Origin of the sequence: Vibrio sp. CUB2, assembly GCF_001557945.1 — a bacterium.
Lineage (GTDB): Bacteria > Pseudomonadota > Gammaproteobacteria > Enterobacterales > Vibrionaceae > Vibrio > Vibrio owensii.
Map to the genome: position 1 here is coordinate 105,056 of NZ_LNRB01000011.1, position 19,559 is coordinate 124,614.

At 47.1% G+C, this 19,559-nt stretch carries 18 protein-coding genes; 10 read left to right on the plus strand and 8 right to left on the minus strand.

Annotated features, from left to right (window positions below):
* Nucleotides 1–47 precede the first annotated feature (47 nt).
* On the plus strand, nucleotides 48–335 hold the full coding sequence (locus ATB78_RS18315; protein ID WP_005374080.1) for a PTS sugar transporter subunit IIB: 288 nt from the start codon (nucleotides 48–50) through the stop codon (nucleotides 333–335).
* Between the two features lie 9 nt (nucleotides 336–344).
* Nucleotides 345–1,601 (plus strand): PTS ascorbate transporter subunit IIC, encoded by a 1,257-nt coding sequence (locus ATB78_RS18320; protein WP_005384349.1) that lies wholly within the window; start codon nucleotides 345–347, stop codon nucleotides 1,599–1,601.
* 191 nt (nucleotides 1,602–1,792) lie between these two features.
* On the opposite strand, the gene ATB78_RS18325 is transcribed toward ATB78_RS18320, so the two are convergent.
* Entirely contained in the window at nucleotides 1,793–2,155 is a 363-nt protein-coding gene (locus tag ATB78_RS18325; RefSeq protein WP_038895857.1) for an ATPase, read from the minus strand.
* Nucleotides 2,156–2,164: 9 nt separating this feature from the next.
* Nucleotides 2,165–4,540 carry a S8 family serine peptidase gene (locus ATB78_RS18330; RefSeq protein ID WP_061009727.1) on the minus strand — a complete coding sequence of 792 codons (2,376 nt, stop codon included), beginning with the start codon at nucleotides 4,538–4,540 and terminating at the stop codon, nucleotides 2,165–2,167.
* A 435-nt stretch (nucleotides 4,541–4,975) separates the two neighbouring features.
* Here ATB78_RS18330 and ATB78_RS18335 point away from each other — a divergent pair, with 435 nt between their 5' ends.
* Entirely contained in the window at nucleotides 4,976–6,235 is a 1,260-nt protein-coding gene (locus tag ATB78_RS18335) for an SGNH/GDSL hydrolase family protein (protein WP_155647837.1), read from the plus strand.
* Between the two features lie 102 nt (nucleotides 6,236–6,337).
* Here ATB78_RS18335 and ATB78_RS18340 read toward each other — a convergent pair whose 3' ends face one another.
* From ATB78_RS18340 to ATB78_RS18350, 3 genes are all read right to left on the minus strand, one after another.
* The gene (locus ATB78_RS18340) at nucleotides 6,338–7,186 is read right to left on the minus strand and encodes an SIS domain-containing protein (protein WP_009705064.1); all 849 of its coding nucleotides are present in this window, start codon (nucleotides 7,184–7,186) and stop codon (nucleotides 6,338–6,340) included.
* Between the two features lie 85 nt (nucleotides 7,187–7,271).
* Nucleotides 7,272–8,672 (minus strand): sucrose-6-phosphate hydrolase, encoded by a 1,401-nt coding sequence (locus ATB78_RS18345; RefSeq protein ID WP_061009731.1) that lies wholly within the window; start codon nucleotides 8,670–8,672, stop codon nucleotides 7,272–7,274.
* Nucleotides 8,673–8,738: 66 nt separating this feature from the next.
* On the minus strand, nucleotides 8,739–10,133 hold the full coding sequence (locus ATB78_RS18350) for a sucrose-specific PTS transporter subunit IIBC (protein WP_005442341.1): 1,395 nt from the start codon (nucleotides 10,131–10,133) through the stop codon (nucleotides 8,739–8,741).
* A 256-nt stretch (nucleotides 10,134–10,389) separates the two neighbouring features.
* Between ATB78_RS18350 and rpiB the strand changes: the two genes are divergently transcribed.
* The 4 genes from rpiB (at nucleotide 10,390) to ATB78_RS18370 (ending at nucleotide 15,833) form a co-directional block, all read left to right on the plus strand.
* Nucleotides 10,390–10,830 carry a ribose 5-phosphate isomerase B gene (gene rpiB, locus ATB78_RS18355; protein WP_009705066.1) on the plus strand — a complete coding sequence of 147 codons (441 nt, stop codon included), beginning with the start codon at nucleotides 10,390–10,392 and terminating at the stop codon, nucleotides 10,828–10,830.
* Between the two features lies 1 nt (nucleotide 10,831).
* Entirely contained in the window at nucleotides 10,832–11,500 is a 669-nt protein-coding gene (rpe, locus tag ATB78_RS18360) for a ribulose-phosphate 3-epimerase (RefSeq protein WP_009705067.1), read from the plus strand.
* A gap of 148 nt (nucleotides 11,501–11,648) precedes the next feature.
* A complete protein-coding gene (locus ATB78_RS18365; RefSeq protein WP_240537415.1) occupies nucleotides 11,649–14,918 on the plus strand; it encodes a mechanosensitive ion channel domain-containing protein in 3,270 nt (1,089 codons plus the stop codon).
* A 63-nt stretch (nucleotides 14,919–14,981) separates the two neighbouring features.
* On the plus strand, nucleotides 14,982–15,833 hold the full coding sequence (locus tag ATB78_RS18370; RefSeq protein ID WP_061009798.1) for a DUF3626 domain-containing protein: 852 nt from the start codon (nucleotides 14,982–14,984) through the stop codon (nucleotides 15,831–15,833).
* Here ATB78_RS18370 and ATB78_RS18375 read toward each other — a convergent pair.
* The gene (locus ATB78_RS18375; RefSeq protein ID WP_061009734.1) at nucleotides 15,830–16,333 is read right to left on the minus strand and encodes a hypothetical protein; all 504 of its coding nucleotides are present in this window, start codon (nucleotides 16,331–16,333) and stop codon (nucleotides 15,830–15,832) included. The two genes, ATB78_RS18370 and ATB78_RS18375, sit on opposite strands and share 4 nt — an antisense overlap.
* A gap of 260 nt (nucleotides 16,334–16,593) precedes the next feature.
* On the opposite strand from ATB78_RS18375, the gene ATB78_RS18380 reads away from it, so the two are divergent.
* Nucleotides 16,594–16,914: a DUF4377 domain-containing protein gene (locus ATB78_RS18380; RefSeq protein WP_009705071.1), complete on the plus strand. Its 321-nt coding sequence runs from the start codon at nucleotides 16,594–16,596 to the stop codon at nucleotides 16,912–16,914.
* 35 nt (nucleotides 16,915–16,949) lie between these two features.
* A complete protein-coding gene (locus tag ATB78_RS18385; protein WP_061009736.1) occupies nucleotides 16,950–17,372 on the plus strand; it encodes a DUF6559 family protein in 423 nt (140 codons plus the stop codon).
* A 121-nt stretch (nucleotides 17,373–17,493) separates the two neighbouring features.
* Here ATB78_RS18385 and ATB78_RS18390 read toward each other — a convergent pair whose 3' ends face one another.
* Entirely contained in the window at nucleotides 17,494–18,033 is a 540-nt protein-coding gene (locus ATB78_RS18390) for an NUDIX hydrolase (RefSeq protein WP_061009738.1), read from the minus strand.
* Between the two features lie 259 nt (nucleotides 18,034–18,292).
* Here ATB78_RS18390 and ATB78_RS18395 point away from each other — a divergent pair, with 259 nt between their 5' ends.
* A complete protein-coding gene (locus ATB78_RS18395) occupies nucleotides 18,293–18,784 on the plus strand; it encodes a hypothetical protein (protein ID WP_061009740.1) in 492 nt (163 codons plus the stop codon).
* Between the two features lie 85 nt (nucleotides 18,785–18,869).
* On the opposite strand, the gene yjjG is transcribed toward ATB78_RS18395, so the two are convergent.
* Nucleotides 18,870–19,544 (minus strand): pyrimidine 5'-nucleotidase, encoded by a 675-nt coding sequence (gene yjjG, locus ATB78_RS18400; protein WP_061009742.1) that lies wholly within the window; start codon nucleotides 19,542–19,544, stop codon nucleotides 18,870–18,872.
* Nucleotides 19,545–19,559 lie beyond the last annotated feature (15 nt).

Consider the following 19,559-nt stretch of genomic DNA (forward strand, 5'->3'; position numbering starts at 1 on the left):
CCCTTCGAAATGGGCATACACCCCTATAAAAAGAAAAGGTCTGAATTATGAAAATTATGGTTGTTTGCGGTCACGGTCTTGGTACTAGCCTAATGATGGAAATGAGCATCAAAGGCATCGTGAAAGAGTTGAATGTAAACGCAGAAGTAGATCATATCGATCTAGGTTCTGCAAAAGGTACGGATTGTGACATCTTCATCGGTACTAACGACATCGTTGAACAGTTGAACGCACTTGGCGTTGAACCTCGCATCGTTGCGCTTGATAACATGGTCGACAAAGTGGCAATGAAAGAGCGTCTATCTGTAGCACTTCAAGAGCTTGGCGCTCTATAAGGTGGCGTTATGGAGTTTTTCAGTTTCTTAATGAACGATGTCCTATCAGAGCCGGCGGTTCTGGTAGGTCTTATCGCCCTAATCGGCTTAATTGCCCAGAAAAAACCGGTCACCGAGTGCATTAAAGGCACGGTAAAAACCATTCTTGGTTTCATCGTGCTTGGCGCGGGTGCGGGTCTGGTTGTGACTTCACTGGGTGACTTTGCGACAATTTTCCAACACGCGTTCGGCATCACAGGCGTGGTTCCAAACAACGAAGCTATCGTCTCTATCGCGCAAGAAGCGTTTGGTAAAGAGATGGCGATGATCATGTTCTTCGGTATGTTAGTGAACATCTTGATCGCTCGCTTCACGCCATGGAAATTCATCTTCCTAACAGGTCACCACACGCTATTTATGTCGATGATGGTAGCGGCGATCCTTGCTTCTAGCGGCATGAAAGGTGTTCCACTGATCGCACTTGGCTCTCTGGTTGTGGGCTCTGTGATGGTGTTCTTCCCTGCGATTGCTCACAAGTACATGAAGCAAGTTACAGGTTCTGACGACGTTGCGATTGGTCACTTCTCTACCCTTTCTTACGTGCTAGCTGGCTTTATTGGCAGCAAGTTCGGTAACAAAGAACACTCTACTGAAGAGATGAACGTACCTAAGAGCTTGTTGTTCCTACGTGATACGCCAGTAGCAATCTCATTCACCATGGGCATCATCTTTATGGTGACGTGTATCTTCGCTGGCGGTGACTTTGTACGCGAAGTCAGCGGTGGTAAACACTGGTTCATGTTCGCGCTGATGCAATCCATCACATTCGCCGGTGGTGTGTACGTTATCCTTCAAGGTGTACGTATGGTTATCGCAGAAATCGTTCCAGCGTTTAAAGGTATCTCAGACAAACTAGTACCAAACGCAAAACCTGCGCTTGATTGTCCGGTTGTATTCCCATACGCACCAAACGCGGTATTGGTTGGCTTCCTATCGAGTTTTGCAGCAGGTCTTTTGGGTATGTTCCTACTTTACGTGATGGGTCTTACTGTGATTATCCCTGGTGTCGTTCCACACTTCTTCGTGGGTGCAGCAGCAGGTGTATTTGGTAACGCTACAGGTGGTCGTCGCGGTGCAATCTTGGGTGCTTTTGCACAAGGTCTACTGATTACCTTCCTACCAGTATTCCTAATGCCAGTACTTGGTGACCTAGGCTTTGCTAACACGACCTTTAGTGACGCAGACTTCGGCGCTGTTGGTATCCTACTGGGTCTGATTGTTCGTTAAGTAGTTAGTCTGAATATGACTAGCTGATAACTGACTTGATTGATGCGGGAATAGGCTCATCGGCATCAATCCTAAAGAGTCTCTAGTCATAGCAAGCGACTGACTTTAGAAGAACCGGAGCATGAAAGAAAACAAACGCCCCTCACGTGAGGGGCGTTTTTCTTTTTGGCACTATCTTAAGGAGGTTTGGTTTATTGAAACGTACTTCCGTTAGATAGCAGCTTTCTTGTCGGCTCTTGCTCGGTGTATTCGACCGCATCGTGATCCGCGAGCTTATCGACTTCCGCCTGTTCACCCACCACAACCAACACGTGTTGTTTCACCAGAGCGTCGACCACTTCAATGTTGTGCTGACGAAGAAGCGCTCTCACTTCGCTCTCTTTCCCTTCATGATACTTAACAAAGTAACGTGCAGGTTGCTGCTCGGCTTGATCTTGGCGTTCATCCACGAGAGGAAATCCTTGATTGTTTGCCAAGCTGCTTGAGCTCAGTCCGATTGCCAATAGTGCGGTAGCGCCTACCGCAGACAAAGAAAGTAAGGTCAACTTCTTCATAGTCACTCCTTATTGAAAGGTCAGAGTCCAACTGTTGATGGTGCCTGTGTCTCTTCTGGCATTGTCCACCGCTTTAAGTTCCCATGTGCCTTGTGATTCAAAACCAGAGAAGTCCGCTTGGAAACTGGTTTTAATGTCGTTCGCACCACCACCCGCATTGTCGTGCAATACTACTTGACCACCATCTGGTGACGTTAGCGTGACACGAAGATCACCAATGTAGGTGTGAGTGATATCCAAGTCGATAGTCACTGAACCTGCATCGCCAGAGCGAGCCACATCTAATGGGCTTACGATACCTGCAGAGCTGTTGTCAGGAATCGCTACTGCATTCGAGTTGGTGTAGCTAGAAGGTGCAGAACCGCCGCCTGATGAATCACCCGAACCGTTATGCGCGGCAACAAGAGAAACACCAGAGTACGCGCTGTAGCCGTAAACCAATACTTCATATTGCCCTGCGCCAGATACGTTCAAGCTACAGCTTTCGCCATTACCGCCCGCCCATGAACGACAGTCGTAAGTGCTGGTACTTGGTGTGCCATTGAAGCGTACGTAAAGGTCAGCATCACCAGAACCACCACTCATGTTGAATGTCGCTTGCGTTGCATCCGCTGGGACGTCAAACACAAATACTGTGCTTGATTTGCTGCCGCCAGAAAGCTGCGTTTTCGCCACACCATTTTCTAGAACGTTGTCGTTGCCAGAGCCGCCGCCATCTGGACCATTACAGCCAGCGTCTAGGTATTGTTTCGCTGCTTCAGCATTCACAAGACCATGACCTGTGCGGTTATCACGACCTGTTACGTCGATGTCCGTTGCTGTCTTGATCAGTGCGTTACGTACTTGTGCTGCGGTACAGGTTGGATGGTAACTCCACACTAAACCTGCAACACCCGTTACGTGCGGTGTCGCCATCGAAGTACCGTTGTAGTACTCGTAGTCTTCACCCTTGGTGGTCGATACCGTGATGTCTTGACCAACATAGCCCAACAGCTCCTGACCGAAAGCACGATCAACCGTTACAGACACAATACGCGCCGCGTTGTTTTGATCGACAAGGAAAGGATTCTGCAAACCCGGAAGCTCAGAGTTACTGTACACAATCGCCGCACTTGCGCCTGCGTTGTAACACGCTTGAACTGCATCGATTTCTGGGTAGTTGCCTGATGATTGGTTGCCCACACGCTCGGTCAAACAGATCTTGCCAGACATATCACCACAGCTGGAGCTGCTACCAGATACGTCACAACTTGCCAGTGTCGCCGTGATAGAACCGGCTACTGGATCAGGACCGTAACTGCCGCCCGATTGGATCAAGCGGTTGTGAGGAACGATGCCACGATCGAACTGGCTAACACCGTTCAAACGAATGTCTGAAAGCTTACCCTCGCCGACTGTCACCGTAGATAGAATCGCTACGCCCGGACCTGCGATTTCAACTTGGTCTGTCGCTTGAGAGAACGCCGCGTGATCACGCTTATCATCCACTGCCGCAACGGACATAACTGAGTCGTAAGACGCTGGGTAGCTGTGCGCAGTGTTACCATCGTTACCCGCAGCGGCAATCAGCAACACGCCTTGGTCGTAAATGGTTTGCAACGCGTTTTTCTCCGTCACACTCGACTGGCTACCACCAAGGCTCATGTTGACGACGTTCGCGCCGTTGTCAGCACAAGTTTGTACCGCTTTCACCAAGCTGGATGAGTAGCCCCAACCCGCTTCATTGAACACCTTAACGATGTGCAAATTCACGTTTTGGTTTGGCATAACGCCTTTGATGCCTTCCGTGTTGGCAATCGCGGCAATCGTACCCGCTACGTGTGTACCGTGAGCGTTGTTATTCCCCGGAACACTCCAAGAACCGGTACCGCTATCGTTTGTACCCGACACTCGGTTACCACTCAGATCGTTGTGCGCCAAATCGTAACCCGAGTCGATGATACACACGGTGCGATTCCCTGCATTTGAGTCATCCAGAAGCTGAGCGTTTACCGCCTCGTAGCCCCATGGGATAGTCTCACTTAACAGATAACGCGGTGGGTCAATTTCAACGTATTCCACATCGCTGCGATTACGTAATTGCCCCAACTCCGAGTCTTCCATCTCCACGCTGTAAATCGCGCGATTTCCTAGCTTTTCCACTTTACGCGCTTTGAGCTGATCTAAGACTGACTCTTGCGCGATGCGTGGCCCCCAGAATGAGTTCCCACCCAATGCTGAAGGACTGGACGTATCTTCTTTAAATTTGACGATGTATTTTGTCGGCAAGTTAGATTCGTCGAACCCCGTTAAAGGAGTCGCATGCGCTGACATCGAAAATGTCAGTGCTACTGCAACGGCAGACAATGAAAACAAGCCATTTAATTTAGTTGTTGTGTGATGCATTTGCTCTATTCCTTTTTGAGCTGATTTTTATTCACTTTATCCTCATGAAAAATCATAACCCTGACTTATGCATGAGCAATTCAGCTATAGGTTATCGCCTAAAAATGCCAAACAATTTGTTTCATGAATACACAACAATGAACAAAAGATCATCTAAACAACAGATTTAGTTAACATACAAAAACACCACCAAAACCTTATAAAGCAATTACTTATTAATACAAAAAGTGCATGTTAAATTAATGTTAGTGAGTAATTATTCTAGATTTTATAAAATCTTAGTATTTACCAAATCTATTGAAATACGATTGCGGTACCAAAATTGACAGAATGAATAATTAGATATTTGACTAAGTAGGGTATTTACTCAGAATGAGGGCGTTTGGTGAGATAAATTCTCACTTAAATCATGACGATAATCATCATAGAGAGTGAATCATGAATAAGACCATTACGTTACTTAGTGCATTATTACTACCACTGAGTTTGGCTCACGCCGACGAGCCATCACTGACTCCTGAAATGGTAAGTGCCTCGCAAGTCAGAAGTGCGCAAGCGAAACAAACCTACACTTATGTTCGCTGTTGGTACCGCACCAGTTATTCAGAAGACGAGCCTGCGACAGATTGGGAATGGGCAGAAAATCCTGACGGCAGTTACTTCACAATTGATGGCTATTGGTGGAGTGCTGTTTCTTTCAAAAACATGTTTTACACCGACACACCACAAAGCATCATCAAAGAGCGTTGTGAGCAGACCCTAGATCTGGCGAATGAAAACGCAGACATCACCTTCTTTGCTGCCGATAACCGTTTCTCCTACAACCACACCATCTGGAGCAACGATCCAGTCATGCAACCCGATCAAATCAACAAGGTCGTCGCGCTGGGTGACAGTTTGTCGGATACAGGCAACATCTTTAACGCATCACAATGGCGATTCCCGAATCCAAATAGCTGGTTCTTAGGGCATTTCTCTAACGGGTTTGTATGGACAGAGTACATTGCTCAAGCCAAGAACCTACCGCTCTACAACTGGGCTGTAGGCGGCGCAGCGGGTGAAAACCAATACATCGCTCTGACGGGAGTGGGTGAGCAAGTTTCATCTTACTTGGCGTATGCGAAACTGGCCAAAAACTACAAGCCAGCCAATACATTGTTTACGCTTGAGTTTGGTTTGAATGACTTTATGAACTACAACCGCAGCGTTCCCGAAGTGAAATCAGACTACGCGGAAGCCTTGATCAAACTGACCGATGCGGGTGCGAAGAACTTGTTGTTGATGACGCTACCAGACGCCACTCGTGCGCCACAGTTTACCTACTCAACTCAAGAGGAAATCGACAAGATCCGTGCGAAGATCGTCGAGATGAACGAGTTCATCAAAGCGCAAGCAGCGTACTACACAGCACAAGGCTACAACATCACTCTGTATGATACCCATGCCCTGTTTGAAAGCTTAACTACGAACCCAGAGCAACACGGCTTCGTTAATGCGAGCCAAGCTTGCCAAGACATTAACCGTTCGTCTTCTGCAGATTACTTGTATCATCATGCGTTGCGCTCAGAGTGTGCTTCTTCTGGCTCTGACAAGTTTGTGTTCTGGGATGTGACTCACCCAACCACAGCCACACATCGCTACGTAGCTGAGAAGATGCTAGAAAGCAGCGACCAACTATCGAACCATCCGTTCTAATCCTAGAACCCGAGGGACAGATAAGAAAAAGGCTGACGTAATGTCAGCCTTTATTGTTTTTGAATCCTGTTTATCTCGAAGCTTTGCCTCGTCTAGCGACCTTTATCGGTGCAGAATCGCCACCGCTTTGGTGGTCTTCTCTAAATTCTCTTCCGCTTGATCTGGAATCTTACTCGCGATGGTCGCATACAAGCTGTCGATCATGGCAAGTTTGACCAAGCGCGCGATGCCGTTTTTACCTAATAGCGGTTCTGGTGATGCCGGCGCGTATAGCGGGTAATCGGAAAGTTGGGACAACTCAGCGTGGAAGTTGTTGGTGATAGAGATGATCGTCGCACCAGATTGCTTTGCAAGGCGGACAGCATCCATCAGATCAACGGTTTGACCTGAATGCGATACCACCAGCACTACGTCTTTTTCGCTCAGCACGCTAGCCGACATCAACATTAAGTGACGGTCACGAGGCACTGATGCGCGAATACCAAAACGCAAAAGCTTGTGCTGGAAATCTTCACAGATGATGTTCGAACCACCCGCTGCGTACAACTCAATGTTACGCGCGTTAATGATAGCCTCGGCGGCAGCGCTCACCATGTTGGCATCCACAAAGTTGAGAATTTCCGTCAAGGCATTGATGGAGTTTTGCAGCACCTTAGTGACGATCTGCTCGCAAGAATCATCCGGCTGAAGTTGCTCACTTGGCGCGTAAGAATCTGAGTGATGATGAGCGTTTAACGCATCTTTAAGCTGTTTAAAACCACTGAAGCCAAGCTTCTTTGACACCTTAACGATCAACGCCGTTGACACACCCAATCGCTCCGCCACTTCTTTAATTGAAGTCGACTTCTGCATGAAGTGAGGCTTGAGAAAGTTTTCCGCAATGGATTGTTCGGTACGCGTGAGTGAAGGCATACGCATACGAATATTGGGAATTACTTGATTGACATCCACGGACAATATCATTCCTTGTGAAACAGTCGGATCATTATACATAGCTACCGCTCTCTCGTCATGGTAACTGCACTTGCAGCTACGGTTATGCCTCTAATTGCCAATGTGTTGCCGTGACTGCGCTTTCGCTCTCAATCACAAAACCCACACCTTGTGCGTTTTGGCCGAAGAAGCGTGATGTCGATACCGCCTCACCTTGGTTAATAAATGCTTCCACACATGAATGGTCGCGAAGAATTTGTAGATGACGAACCTCACCTTGCCACTGCTTTGATTCCCACTCACCCGTTTTCAGATTTCGGCGGATGGTTGCTAGCCCTTGTGGCGTCACTTGCAACTTCAAATCGGCAGCAACATCGATGGTCAGTTCTGCCGGAACATTTTCAATCAGCAGTTCAGAAGACAATCCATAAAAACGCAGCGATTGGTTGGTAAAGCTTTGTGGTTGCGAACGCAAAGATTCGAGTTCTGCACTTGGTTTTTGCAGTAAGCGTCCATCTTGAAGAATCAGTTCTCGCGGGCAAGTCATTTGGTGAATCCAGCCAAACTCTATCGTTGGTTGGTAAGATTCGAACTCATCTGGTTTCCCCATCCACCCAAAGAGAATGCGGCGGCCTTGCTCATCTTCAAATGTCTGAGGCGCATAAAAATCGAAACCATGATCCATCAAGACGCCTTTGCCATGTTCAAAGCCCGCCGTTGGGTAATCAAGTTGACCGAGATGATAAGTCACATCAAAGGTTTCCACTTTACGACCGTCCACTTCTAACCAGTTTTTCGGGCAAGTGATCAGCGCGTATTGGTCACCAATCGGGAAAAGATCTGGGCATTCCAACATAAAGTCATCACTTTGATGTTGATTGCGGCCATCACCAAATACTTCACCAACAAACTGCCATTGCTGCCTGTCTGATGAACGGTACAGCAGCACTTTGCCTTTATAATCGAGATCTTCTGCACCCAGCACCATGTAGTACTCACCATCGTGCAACCATACTTTTGGATCGCGCACATGGCCGCTGTAGCCTTGTGGTAAGTCGAGCACAATGCCTTGTTTCTCTACTTGTTTCCCCGCCTCTAACGTAGCCCTGCATTGGTAAGCGGTTCGGCCACCTTGTTCAAACTTCACGTTGCCGGTGTAAAACAGTTCCAGCGCACCATCCACCACCAAGCCGGAGCCAGAATAACAACCGTGCGTTTCGTAGTTTTCTGTTGGTGCTAACGCCAAAGGTTGATGCTGCCAGTGAATAAGATCTTTACTGGTGGCGTGTCCCCATGCTTTCGCACCATGCGCACACGCTTTTGGATTCCATTGATAAAACAGGTGATATTCGCCCGCAAAGTGCGCCAAGCCGTTTGGGTCGTTCAATAAGCCAAATTGCGGTGCAAAGTGCCAAGTCGGACGGAAAGGGTCTTCTTGCGGATTTGCCATCTGATTTAAGGCAATCGCCAACACGTCGTTAATGTAGGTTTGTTCTGCTGTCATGGTAAGCCTTATTAAAATCTAGAAACAGGAATCCCCCTGAAGTCAGGGGGATGAAAACACAAGGGATTACTTGTCTTGCAGCATCTTGTCTGAGTAACCAAATAGGTAAGTCAGAGTAAATGCCGTACCGATAGCAATTAAGTTCACCGCTAGGTAACCCAGCATTTGACCATTCAAGTAGAGCAGCGCTCCTGGAATTACCGTGATAGCCATGCCTGTTGCTTTCAAACCAAATACCGTTGCGAAGAAGCCGCCAACTGCACCGCCAATCAAGCCCATAATGAATGGTTTGAAGAAGCGAAGGTTCACACCGTATAGCGCTGGCTCAGTGATACCCAAGAATGCAGATAGTGTTGATGGCATTGCCAAAGCTTTGAGTTTCTTGTCTTTAGTTTTCACACCAACCGCAAGACAAGCAGCACCTTGTGCGGCGATTGCAGCGGTAATGATGGCGTTGAATTCGTTTGCACCAGTGTTGGTCAGCAATTGAATCTCAAGCAGGTTGAAGATGTGGTGCACACCCGTCATCACAACGATTTGTTGCAGACCACCAATCAAGATACCGCTCAGACCCAGTGGCAGATCCAGCATGAACTGTGCACCTTGCAGAATAATAAGTTCTAACCAGTGGAAGATAGGACCAATCACAAATAGAGAAGCCGTAATCATCACCAATAGCGTTAGGAATGGCGTGACGACTAAGTCCAAAGCTTCTGGTACGAAGTTACGAATACGGCGCTCTAGTTTGGCTCCCAACATACCGGCAATAAAGGCGGGGATAACCGAACCTTGGTAACCAAGCACGGGAATAAAGCCAAAGAACATGATTGGATCAAGCTCACCAGACGCCACAGACCATGCATTTGGCAGCGCTGGCGACACCAGCATCATACCCAAAATCAGACCAATTAAAGGAGACCCACCAAACACGCGCGCCGCCGACCACGCGATCAGTGCTGGTAAGAAAATGAAGGCAGTATCCGTCAGAATTTGAGTATAAAGAATGAAGTTTTGCGGAATGGTTTCTGGCGTTAGACCAAACAAGCCTAAGATCTCTGGCTGCATGAACAAGCCACGCAAACCCATAAACAAGCCTGTCGCAACAAGCGCTGGAATGATTGGCACGAAAACATCACCAAACGTACGGATCGCACGTTGGAAAGCCGTCCCTTGTTTTTCAACCGCTTTACGTTGTTCATCTTTCGAAGCGGTCTTCAGCTTTAAGTTCTCAAACGCTTCAAAGACTCGGTTCACCGTTCCGGTGCCGAAAATAATTTGGTATTGGCCGCTGTTAAAAAATGCGCCTTTTACCTTGTCGGTGCCTTCGATGCGTTTCTTATCAATTTTGTTTTCATCGGCAACCATTACGCGTAATCGAGTGGCACAGTGAGCGACAGAGACAATGTTTTCTTCTCCGCCTAACGAGCCCACCAACTCTTCTGCAATCATCGTGTAAGACATATTCAAACCTGTTTCGTGATTAATGGATTAACTGCCTATTAAGCTATCAATAAGTCATAGACTCTGCCTCTACCGAGATCACAAAAATAAACTTCCTGTGAATTTTTTATTTCCGTGAACTTTATTGTGAACTTTTATTTACTTTAAATACAGTCACTTAAGTAAATTCCAATGAATTTTAATTAAATTCATTGTTTACAGTTGTGATTTTATTTGTAAACTTTAAAGCAAATCTGAACGCTTGAGAGTTACGAATATGAAAATTGCTATCGGTTGTGATCATGTAGGGATCGAACATAAAGAATTGGTTATCAAACACTTAGAAAGTAAAGGTATTGAAGTGATTGATTTCGGCACGCATTCAGCAGAGCGTACTGACTACCCTCAATACGGTTTAGCCGTCGCGAAAGCGGTAACAAGTGGCGATGCAGACCAAGGTCTTTTGATTTGCGGTACAGGCGTTGGCATTTCGCTAGCAGCAAACAAAGTTCCGGGTATTCGCGCTGTCGTTTGTAGCGACCCATACACGGCGCAGCTATCTAAACAGCACAACAACACCAACATCCTTGCGTTCGGCTCTCGCGTTATCGGTATTGAGCTAGCAAAAATGATCATCGACAGCTGGTTAGAGGCAGAGTTCGAAGGTGGTCGTCATCAGAACCGTGTAAACCAAATTGCAGAAATTGAGGAGCGATAAGATGGCTAAGTTTTGTCCTTCAATGATGTGTGTCGACTTCTCTAAGTTGGCAAGCGAGCTGAAAGAGCTAGAAAAAGCAAACGTCGATATGCTGCATATTGATGTGATGGACGGTCACTTTGTACCAAACTTCGCGCTTGGCCCAGAAGACATCAAAGCGATTCGTAACCTAACGGACATCGAATACGATGTGCACCTAATGTTGTCGGATCCAGACCAGTTCATCGACTTGTTTGCAGCACTAGGCCCTAAGCTGATGTACATCCACGCAGAAGCGCCACCACACCTGCATCGTTCACTCGGTAACATCCAAGCGAAAGGCATTAAGTCAGGCTTAGCAATCAACCCGGGCACACCACTGAGCGCGATTGAAGACGTACTGGATGTGACGGACGTGATTTTGGTGATGTCGGTAAACCCTGGCTTTGCAGGACAAGCCTTTATTCCAAATGCTTACAACCGCATCGAGCGTATTATCGAAATGATCGAAGCGAAAGGCACCAACACTAAGATCGCCATCGACGGCGCGATCAGCCCAGAAGTAATTGAACGTCTGAGCGACAAAGTGGAGTACTTTATTCTTGGTACTGCGGGGCTGTTTGGTAAACCAAAGAGCTACGCAGACACCATGCAAGACCTACGCGCCCTTGGCGAAAAAGCGGTCGCTTAAAACCCCCAACTATCTTTTCTTAGTTTATCCCCGAGTGCTTTGCTTCTGGTGCGCTCGGGGATTTTTTGTCAAAACAGGCGTACATCCCATCTAGCGTATACACTTATTTCTACTCAATAAATTCAGAGTCGAGGTTGGTGTGAAGGGAATGATAAAGCCGATGTTTGCCCGTAGCTTGCGTTGCTTAACCGCTGTGTTGTTATTGCTGATTTCCTTTGTCACCGTCGCGCAAACCCTACCCGAAACCGACTTTCTGAAAAGCGAAATCGCACGCTTGAACGCGGAGTCACCAAAAAACGACACGCTGATTGGTCAGTACGAAACACTACTCAATCAAATTACGGGGTTCGACGCACAGAGAGCATCGCGTGACGATTACCGAAAAATCATTAGCCAGTTCCCCTTGCAGCGAGAACGTCTTCTCAAACAAATCGAAGAAGCCGAAAAGCTCGACATGTTCAAGGCCAAGCAACTCAATAGCTACAGCGACCTATCTCAATCTATAGCGTCACTTCAGGCAGCCATGAGTGAATGGCGCACCACTTCACAAGCGAATGCTGAAAAGACCAAACAACTCAACGCAGCAAGAACCTCCCTCCCCGTTTCTTTGGCTCAATTGAATCAACAAATTGAGCAAGCTTCATTGGTCAAAAGTGAAAACGGCGCAGAAATAGATCAATGGTTAGAGACCGCGAATCTCACCTATCTTAAGTTACAAAAAGAGGTGATGACGGCTGAACTACAAAGTTTGGATGAACGCACTGAGCTTGTGCGATTAGAACAGCAATTGTTGGCGAAGAAGCTTCAGTTAGCCTCTCCCATGCTGATTGAACTGCAAGACAAGCTCACCCGAGTTGAACAAGAATCGGTGAGAGGTTTGATTGCCGAAGCGCGGGAGCTAAGCGCGAAGGCCGATGAATCTGACGTGGAGAAACAGCGACTCATCGAGCAGCTTCGTCAGTACACGCTAGAGCTAGAACAAGTATTGGTAGAAATCGACCAAGCACGCATTGCAGGGCAAAAGTTTGAATCAGAGCGCCGTAGCTTGTCGGAAGAACAGCGCCTAATCAAAGAAAACCTCTCATGGCTGCGAGACAGCACCGCATTTGGCGCTTCGATTCGCGCTCAGCTACAGCGTTTGCCAAACCAAATTCAAAATAAAACCATACCCGATGAGATTGCCAATGCTCACATCCGCAAATACGAAATCAGTCAGTTGCTGGATGATTTTGCGCTTGAAGACGCCGTTCGTGCGACGCAATCCAATGCCAAAGCTCCCGACCGTTTAGAAACCTTATCGCATGAGCTCATAGAACAGCTATCTCAAGATTATGAAAAGCTCATTATTGCTTTAGGAAAACTGCAACTGACCATTAACCAGTACGCCATTGAAGTCGAAAATGCGCGAGCCTTCTTACGTGAACAACAACTTTGGACACGCAGTAATGTGCCTTTCTGGCAGCACCTGACTGACTTTGATAAAGAGATTTGGTTTGGCACCAAAACCCCATTGAAAACCCTGCAAGATGAGGTCAATCCTGACCAACTCAAAATGGTGGGTGGTGCGTTTGCTTTCTACACACTGGTGTTGTTTTATCTGGGGCGTCGTTTGGTTCGTCGTACGACTCAACTTCGTCATGAATACAAAAAGGTATTTGGCCACCCGCTCAAGGATCGATTCCAAAATAGTATTTCACTGCTGTTTATGGCGATGTGTCGAGCCGTGATTCTGCCACTTTGGTATGCCATCACCGCAGCGGCACTGTTCTGGCTGTGGCCTGCTCCCAACGCGACCGAATCCAAAATGCTGATTGTTGCCAGCGCTTCTGCCTTGTTTGTGATCGAATTGATTTATGCCATGAGTTCGAAAAAAGGTTTGTTGGAGCTGCACCTAAATTGGCCAGAACGCATTTGTGATTATGTTCATAAGCAGAGTAACCGCCTGCGTTTTCCGTTTGCCCTCTTCCTCTTGCTGATCTTCTTTGCAGAGTTGGTTGCCGGTGACCAAGAAGCAGAAATATCTCGCCTGTTCTTCCTGATGCTAATGGTCGGCATGACGATGGTGTATGGCGCTTTACTTAAATCTGATCGCATCCCATCGACACTGCCTGTTCCACTCAATCGTGGACTTGGATTGTTGCTGCTTAAAGTGATGATCCTCGGCTCCTTCATTGCCATCATCATTATGGCGTTGATGGGTTTGTACATTGCTGCATGGCTGTTGCTCATTTACCAGCAACTCACCCTGTTTGTCGTGCTTGGCGTCTTGTTTACGTATCAGCTTGGCGAACGCTGGCTCAAACTAGAACACCGTCAACTTAATTACCAACGCCTACTGGCGCGCCGTGAAGAGCTAATTGCTCAGCAACAAGAACAAGCAGACGAACCACCGGAAATCGCCGAACTCAGAGAAAACTTCCCGGAAGTGGAAGAGCAAGGCTTGGGTAGCGAACAGATCAGCGAACAATCCATGACACTGTTGCGCGGTTTATCCTTGATTGGCTTGGTTATTGCGGTTCTGACTTTATGGTCGAGTGCGTTAGAGATGACCAGTTGGCTCGATAAAGTGGTGGTGTGGCAAGTCAGTGAAGTGGTCAGCGGCAGTTCGACCTTGGTTGACGTGACGCTACAGTCTCTGATTTATGCGCTGATCACCTTGCTTGTTACCTTTGTTGGCGTGCGCAACCTACCGGGTATTCTGGAGCTGCTGATTCTGCGCCGTTTAGAGTTATCTCCCGGCACGGGCTACGCGGTGACCACTTTGCTGCGCTATCTGATTTTGATGACGGGTGTGCTGTCTGCTTTCGCCATTCTTGGCTTTCAGTGGTCGCGTTTGCAATGGCTCGTGGCAGCATTTGGTGTTGGCTTAGGCTTCGGTCTGCAAGAAATCTTCGCGAACTTTATCTCTGGTTTGATCTTGCTATTTGAGCGCCCAATTCGCATCGGCGATATCGTCACCATCAATGACCTATCAGGCACAGTGAGTAAAATCCAAACTCGCGCTACCACCATCATTGATTGGGACAACAAAGAGATTGTGGTGCCGAACAAAACCTTTATTACCGAAAAACTCATCAACTGGTCGCTCACCGATTCAATCACTCGTATTGTGATTCCAATTGGCGTGGCGTACGGCTCTGATGTCGAGAAAGTCGAAGAGTTGTTGTATCAAGTGGCTGAAGAGCACCCATTAGTGTTGAACGATCCGTCTCCATCAGTCTTTTTCTTAGCGTTCGGAGCGAGCAGCTTGGATTTCGAGCTGCGTGTGCACATCAACTCCATCGATCACCGCTTATCGACCATTCACATCATCAACAAAAACATCGATAAGCTGTTCAAAGAGAACAACATCGAAATCGCCTTCCCACAGATGGATGTGCACGTTCGCGACTGGCCACAGGATGGTGAGAAAAGCTAAATCTGCCAATTGCACCGCACGGATAAACTCGGTAAGTTGAAAGAAAAACCAGAGGTCAATGTCGTGCTCGATCATCCATTTACTCAACGTGCTCTAGATGTGATTCGCTCGAAATCCGCAGGAGTAGCGCAGTCACATCCTTTCGCAGTGACCATCAACTTTCATCCCGATCGAACCACTTCTAAGGGCGAACCACTGCTTAAAGCAATAGCCCAAGATGGCAAGCTCAAATCCCAATTTGAAACCGGTACAAGCAATGGCGGACTGACGGCTTACGAAGGTGGGGAGCGTTGGCGTTGGGAGCAACGTGTGTTTGATGGGGTTTACGACAATAGCCAACCAAATCAACGCCCAAAGTATGGCGCGTTAAACTTCTCAGGTTCAAACGTTGGCGCTTCACCCCGATTTGGTTCGAGCTACTTCTTATTGAAACCAGAGATCAGCAAGCGAGCGACATTCTGCTATCCAGATAGCTTCTTCGAGCCTGAGCACTTTGCCACCATTGAACGTGTTCAACCCTTATTGGATGAGTTAAACGCACAAGCACCAGACAGGTTGGACGCCTATATCGAAACTCAAATCCACGGCGATTTGCGCTTAGAGGAAGATATTCAAGCCTTGGTGCTGGACCCTTCATTTAAAGACACAGAGGTAGAAGATTACGCTCGTGAATTGCCAGTTGAAATTCGTTGGCACAGTGGTTTTTGTGTTTCAACAGAAGACATCAATCTTTATCCAGACTACCGAGGACAAGCCATTTTAGACATCGCCAATCAAGTTGCAGAAAAAGGCATGCTAACACCACGTATTATTGGTGAAGCGGTAAAAGCAAAAACGTTTGACGAGCAAGATTTGAAAAAAGTCTGGCACTACTTAGCGCGATTTGGGTTTGATTATCGACAGACTGGGGATTAAAAACCACCAGCCCATTTGTCGAAATCATCGATCACGTTAAGCTCTTGTTGAGTACGAGGACGCGGATAATAAGGCAGAGCAAGTAACTTCTCTGATGGCATTAACAGCCAATCTGGTGACATCTTCATGCGCACCAACTCTTGCTCATCATCGCGGCGAACAAACATGTAATAGCCATCTACGTGGGTATTGGCGTAGCTGGCGATTTGCACAATCTCGCCGCTTGGCAGTTTTACTTTACGTCCCAACGGGTACAAACGATGCAGCGCAAAGCTCACATGTGCATCCTCTAGATACCCCTTTTTGAATCGAGAGATACCAATCGCAGTCGACGTTGTTCGATAAGACCATCCCGCTAGCTTCAAGCCCTTGAGAGAATCTTTGAATGGTTGTCCTTTTGGCTCACCTTCATTGGAGATGAATTGCACCGTTAGCGCGTCACCTTGCTCATCTAAAATCTGCAAGAACTGCTCGCCCGTTTTATCTGCCAATAATTTCACGTTACTGCTCCGCCAAAAGGTTTATGAATGGAATACTATAAAGCCACCATCGCAAAGTTCAAGCTCATCCTCTCAATCCCTTTTCCCGATGAGTAATCGTCTCTACAAGGAGAATCCTCAGTGCCGGGTTCTATAAGCAGCGTTTAGAGACAGACACAAGCAAAAATTGTTAGGGTGGGTTTATCTTTTTTATCGCGGGTTTACCATCACTTTTCGTCAATCTTGCTATGATGATTTGATAACCCTTTAAGGAGCAAAGAATGAATCTTAAACGCTATGTTGTGTTGCCCATGATGGCAGCTGCGCTATTTGGCTGTGCTCAACACGAATCCGATGACACCGCAAAAATCATGACCGTTAATGTAGGTCCAGAACTGGTGGATTGTGTGGGCGTCGGGCCAATGAAATGCATGGTGGTCGATGGTAACTACTTCTATGATCAAATCGACGGTTTTGAATTTGAATCAGGTTCCGAGTACACCTTAAAAATCAAACGCACTCAGCGATTTACCCCAGAGAATGCACCAGCCGATGCGAGCTTGTATCGATATGAGCTGATTGAAGTGTTAGAGAAGCGATAGCCATAACGTTCACCACCCATAGAAAAGGAAGTTTTATGTTTGGAAATTGGAAACGAAACCGCCAAATTCGCGAGGTCGCAAAGGACATCACGCCAAAACTAGCACTCAAGTATGGTGAGAAAGCAGATTACTCGAAGGAAGAGATCGATTGGGCGCTGAAAGAAAACGGCAAGACAGATGATGCCTTTGCCCTGATCGCATACGGCATGTTGATTAGCCAAGCCACTTACGTGCCGATGGGCCTAAGCCAAGAGCTAGGTGAACATGCTGACTTCCAATCAGAAGTCTCACTTGCTTTGTTTGACCAAGCGACGGATCTGGTGAGCGTCAGTGCTTTACTGACTTATGCGGAGATTCAAGACAGCCACAAACAACAGCCCGCTACCGATTCGGATGATTTCGATGCTGATGGCGGAGACTTTGGAGGAGATGGCGGTGGGGATGGTGGCGGTGAATAGCAATTAAGCCAGCATCTGTGGCAATAAAAAGCGACGCCAAGTCATCTCAATATTAACCACAAAAGGCTCATCACGAGCCTTTTAGCCTATCACCTTGGGCAACTTAAAAGCTTCGTTTTGCTTATACCAAGCCTTTCAATTTCGCTAAACCATAAGCCGCAATGGTGACGCAGTCTTTGATTTCGCCGTCTATCATCATTTGCTCGAACGCTTCAACTGAGAACGAGCGCGTGATCAAGTCTTCTTCTTCACTGTCTAGCTGATTGCCCACTTCGGCTAACTCACTCGCGAAATACACATGGCAAGTTTGGTTTAAGAACCCATAAGCGATGAACTGCGCACCAACGTACTCCATCTTATTGGCCTGCATGCCTGTCTCTTCTCGAAGCTCACCTTTTGCTAGCTCAAGATGATCCGCATCTGGATTTGATTCCCACGCCCCTTGCGGGGTTTCCCAACAACGTTGCCCTACGGTGTAACGAAACTGCTGTACTAAGTGAATCACGCCGTTATCGATCGCCAGAATCGCTGCACAGTCTGGCTTGTCGACCACACCGTAGATGCCTTCTGCTCCGCTAGGACGTTGGATTTTATCTTCACGTACCGTCATCCATTTATTTTGATACACCACTTTGCTGTCGAGCTGCTTGATGTCTGCCATGAGAGTCCTTACTGCTTGATTCTTCAAAATTAGTTATTGGATTAGAAGCCATTCTAACGCTGTTTGCGTGTCAGTTTGTAGACGGCTTTCAAATTCAACGCGCTTATTGGTATTCAATATATACAATCGAAACAATCATTCATCGCAATGATTACGATGGCGCGAAATGGCAAGTTTTCAGTTCGAGGAACTCATATAGTTAACCCATCGACGCAAGGCATGGCTTTGCAAACTTGTTCATTATTGATTGAGGGTTCTTATGAGCGCATCGGATAAAGTCTACGGTTTCAACACTCCACAACGTCTGTTTGTTGGTTATACCTTGGCGGTATTGGTAGACCTTACGGTACTGAACTTCTATGACGAATATTGGGATTTCGTAACCATTGATTCATTTACGATTTCTTTCGCCGCGGCATTGCTGCTTCAGTTGCTCTTGAAGTTGTCTATTAAAGCGGAACACAAAATCGCAGAGTACTTTAAATCGAAGCCGGGTACGGCACCTAAGATTTACCGTGGTATATCGACTTACGTTATCTTGGTCGGTTCGAAGTTCGTGATGCTAGAAGCCATTAACATTCTGTTCGGTGACAAGGTTGACTTTAGTGGTCCTTGGAACGGTGTCGTCGCTTTCTTTGCGGTGGTGTTTACTATCCTGATTTCAGAAGTCATCGTCGGTAAGATTTACTTCAAACTTGGCGAGAAAGAACAACAAGCACAACGTGAATTTGCGGAAAACAACGCTAGCTAATAAGCAAGTTCGATGAATACAAAACAGCATCGATAGAAACAAAAAAGCGCTGAGAAATCAGCGCTTTTTTCGTTTGTTTGTTCATTTAAGCCACAAGGATGTTCTTAAGCTCGTTCAATGATTCCACCGTGTAGCTTGGTGCAATACGTTCATCCACACTCGCACCTGTGGTGTTCAACCAACACGTTTCAATGCCAAAGTTGTTGCCACCCAAGATATCGGAATGCAGGTTGTCGCCCACCATCAATACGCGCGTCTTACATGGGTTGCCCATTTGCGTCATCGCGTATTCAAAAATACCCAGATCCGGCTTGGCAATGCCGACTTGCTCAGAAATCACCACGTGCTCGAAGTAATCACTCATACCTGTACGTTCTAGGCGAATCGCTTGCAGTTCGGTAAAACCATTGGTGATGATGCCCATTTTAGCTTTACCTTGCAGCGCTTCCATCAACTCTTTCGCACCCGGCAACAAAGTACAGATATCCGCCATCGCTTCTAGGAATGCAGTGTTGAGATCCGTTGTTGTGGTGTTGAGCTTTTCTGCCCACTCAGTAAAGCGTTTGTGTTTGAGCTCATCTGCCGTCACTTTACCATCTTGGTAATCTACCCAAAGTGGTTTGTTGACCGTTTGGTAGTGCGCAAAATCTTGCTCGGTGAAATCTACGCCTTTGCGAGAAAACATCAGCTGCAAACCTTTGAAGGCATCAAAGTGAAACAAGGTTTCGTCAGCGTCAAACAAGATCCAATCGTATTTCATTTTCTTCTTTCCAAT

Coding starts and splice junctions, on each gene's coding strand:
- rpiB (WP_009705066.1), top strand. CDS start 10,390: ATGAAAATTGCTATCGGTTGTGATCATGTAGGGATCGAACATAAAGAA.
- ATB78_RS18380 (WP_009705071.1), top strand. CDS start 16,594: ATGAATCTTAAACGCTATGTTGTGTTGCCCATGATGGCAGCTGCGCTA.
- yjjG (WP_061009742.1), bottom strand. CDS start 19,544: ATGAAATACGATTGGATCTTGTTTGACGCTGACGAAACCTTGTTTCAC.
- ATB78_RS18325 (WP_038895857.1), bottom strand. CDS start 2,155: ATGAAGAAGTTGACCTTACTTTCTTTGTCTGCGGTAGGCGCTACCGCA.
- ATB78_RS18330 (WP_061009727.1), bottom strand. CDS start 4,540: ATGCATCACACAACAACTAAATTAAATGGCTTGTTTTCATTGTCTGCC.
- ATB78_RS18350 (WP_005442341.1), bottom strand. CDS start 10,133: ATGTCTTACACGATGATTGCAGAAGAGTTGGTGGGCTCGTTAGGCGGA.
- ATB78_RS18320 (WP_005384349.1), top strand. CDS start 345: ATGGAGTTTTTCAGTTTCTTAATGAACGATGTCCTATCAGAGCCGGCG.
- ATB78_RS18395 (WP_061009740.1), top strand. CDS start 18,293: ATGAGCGCATCGGATAAAGTCTACGGTTTCAACACTCCACAACGTCTG.
- ATB78_RS18365 (WP_240537415.1), top strand. CDS start 11,649: ATGATAAAGCCGATGTTTGCCCGTAGCTTGCGTTGCTTAACCGCTGTG.
- rpe (WP_009705067.1), top strand. CDS start 10,832: ATGGCTAAGTTTTGTCCTTCAATGATGTGTGTCGACTTCTCTAAGTTG.
- ATB78_RS18390 (WP_061009738.1), bottom strand. CDS start 18,033: ATGGCAGACATCAAGCAGCTCGACAGCAAAGTGGTGTATCAAAATAAA.
- ATB78_RS18345 (WP_061009731.1), bottom strand. CDS start 8,672: ATGACAGCAGAACAAACCTACATTAACGACGTGTTGGCGATTGCCTTA.
- ATB78_RS18315 (WP_005374080.1), top strand. CDS start 48: ATGAAAATTATGGTTGTTTGCGGTCACGGTCTTGGTACTAGCCTAATG.
- ATB78_RS18385 (WP_061009736.1), top strand. CDS start 16,950: ATGTTTGGAAATTGGAAACGAAACCGCCAAATTCGCGAGGTCGCAAAG.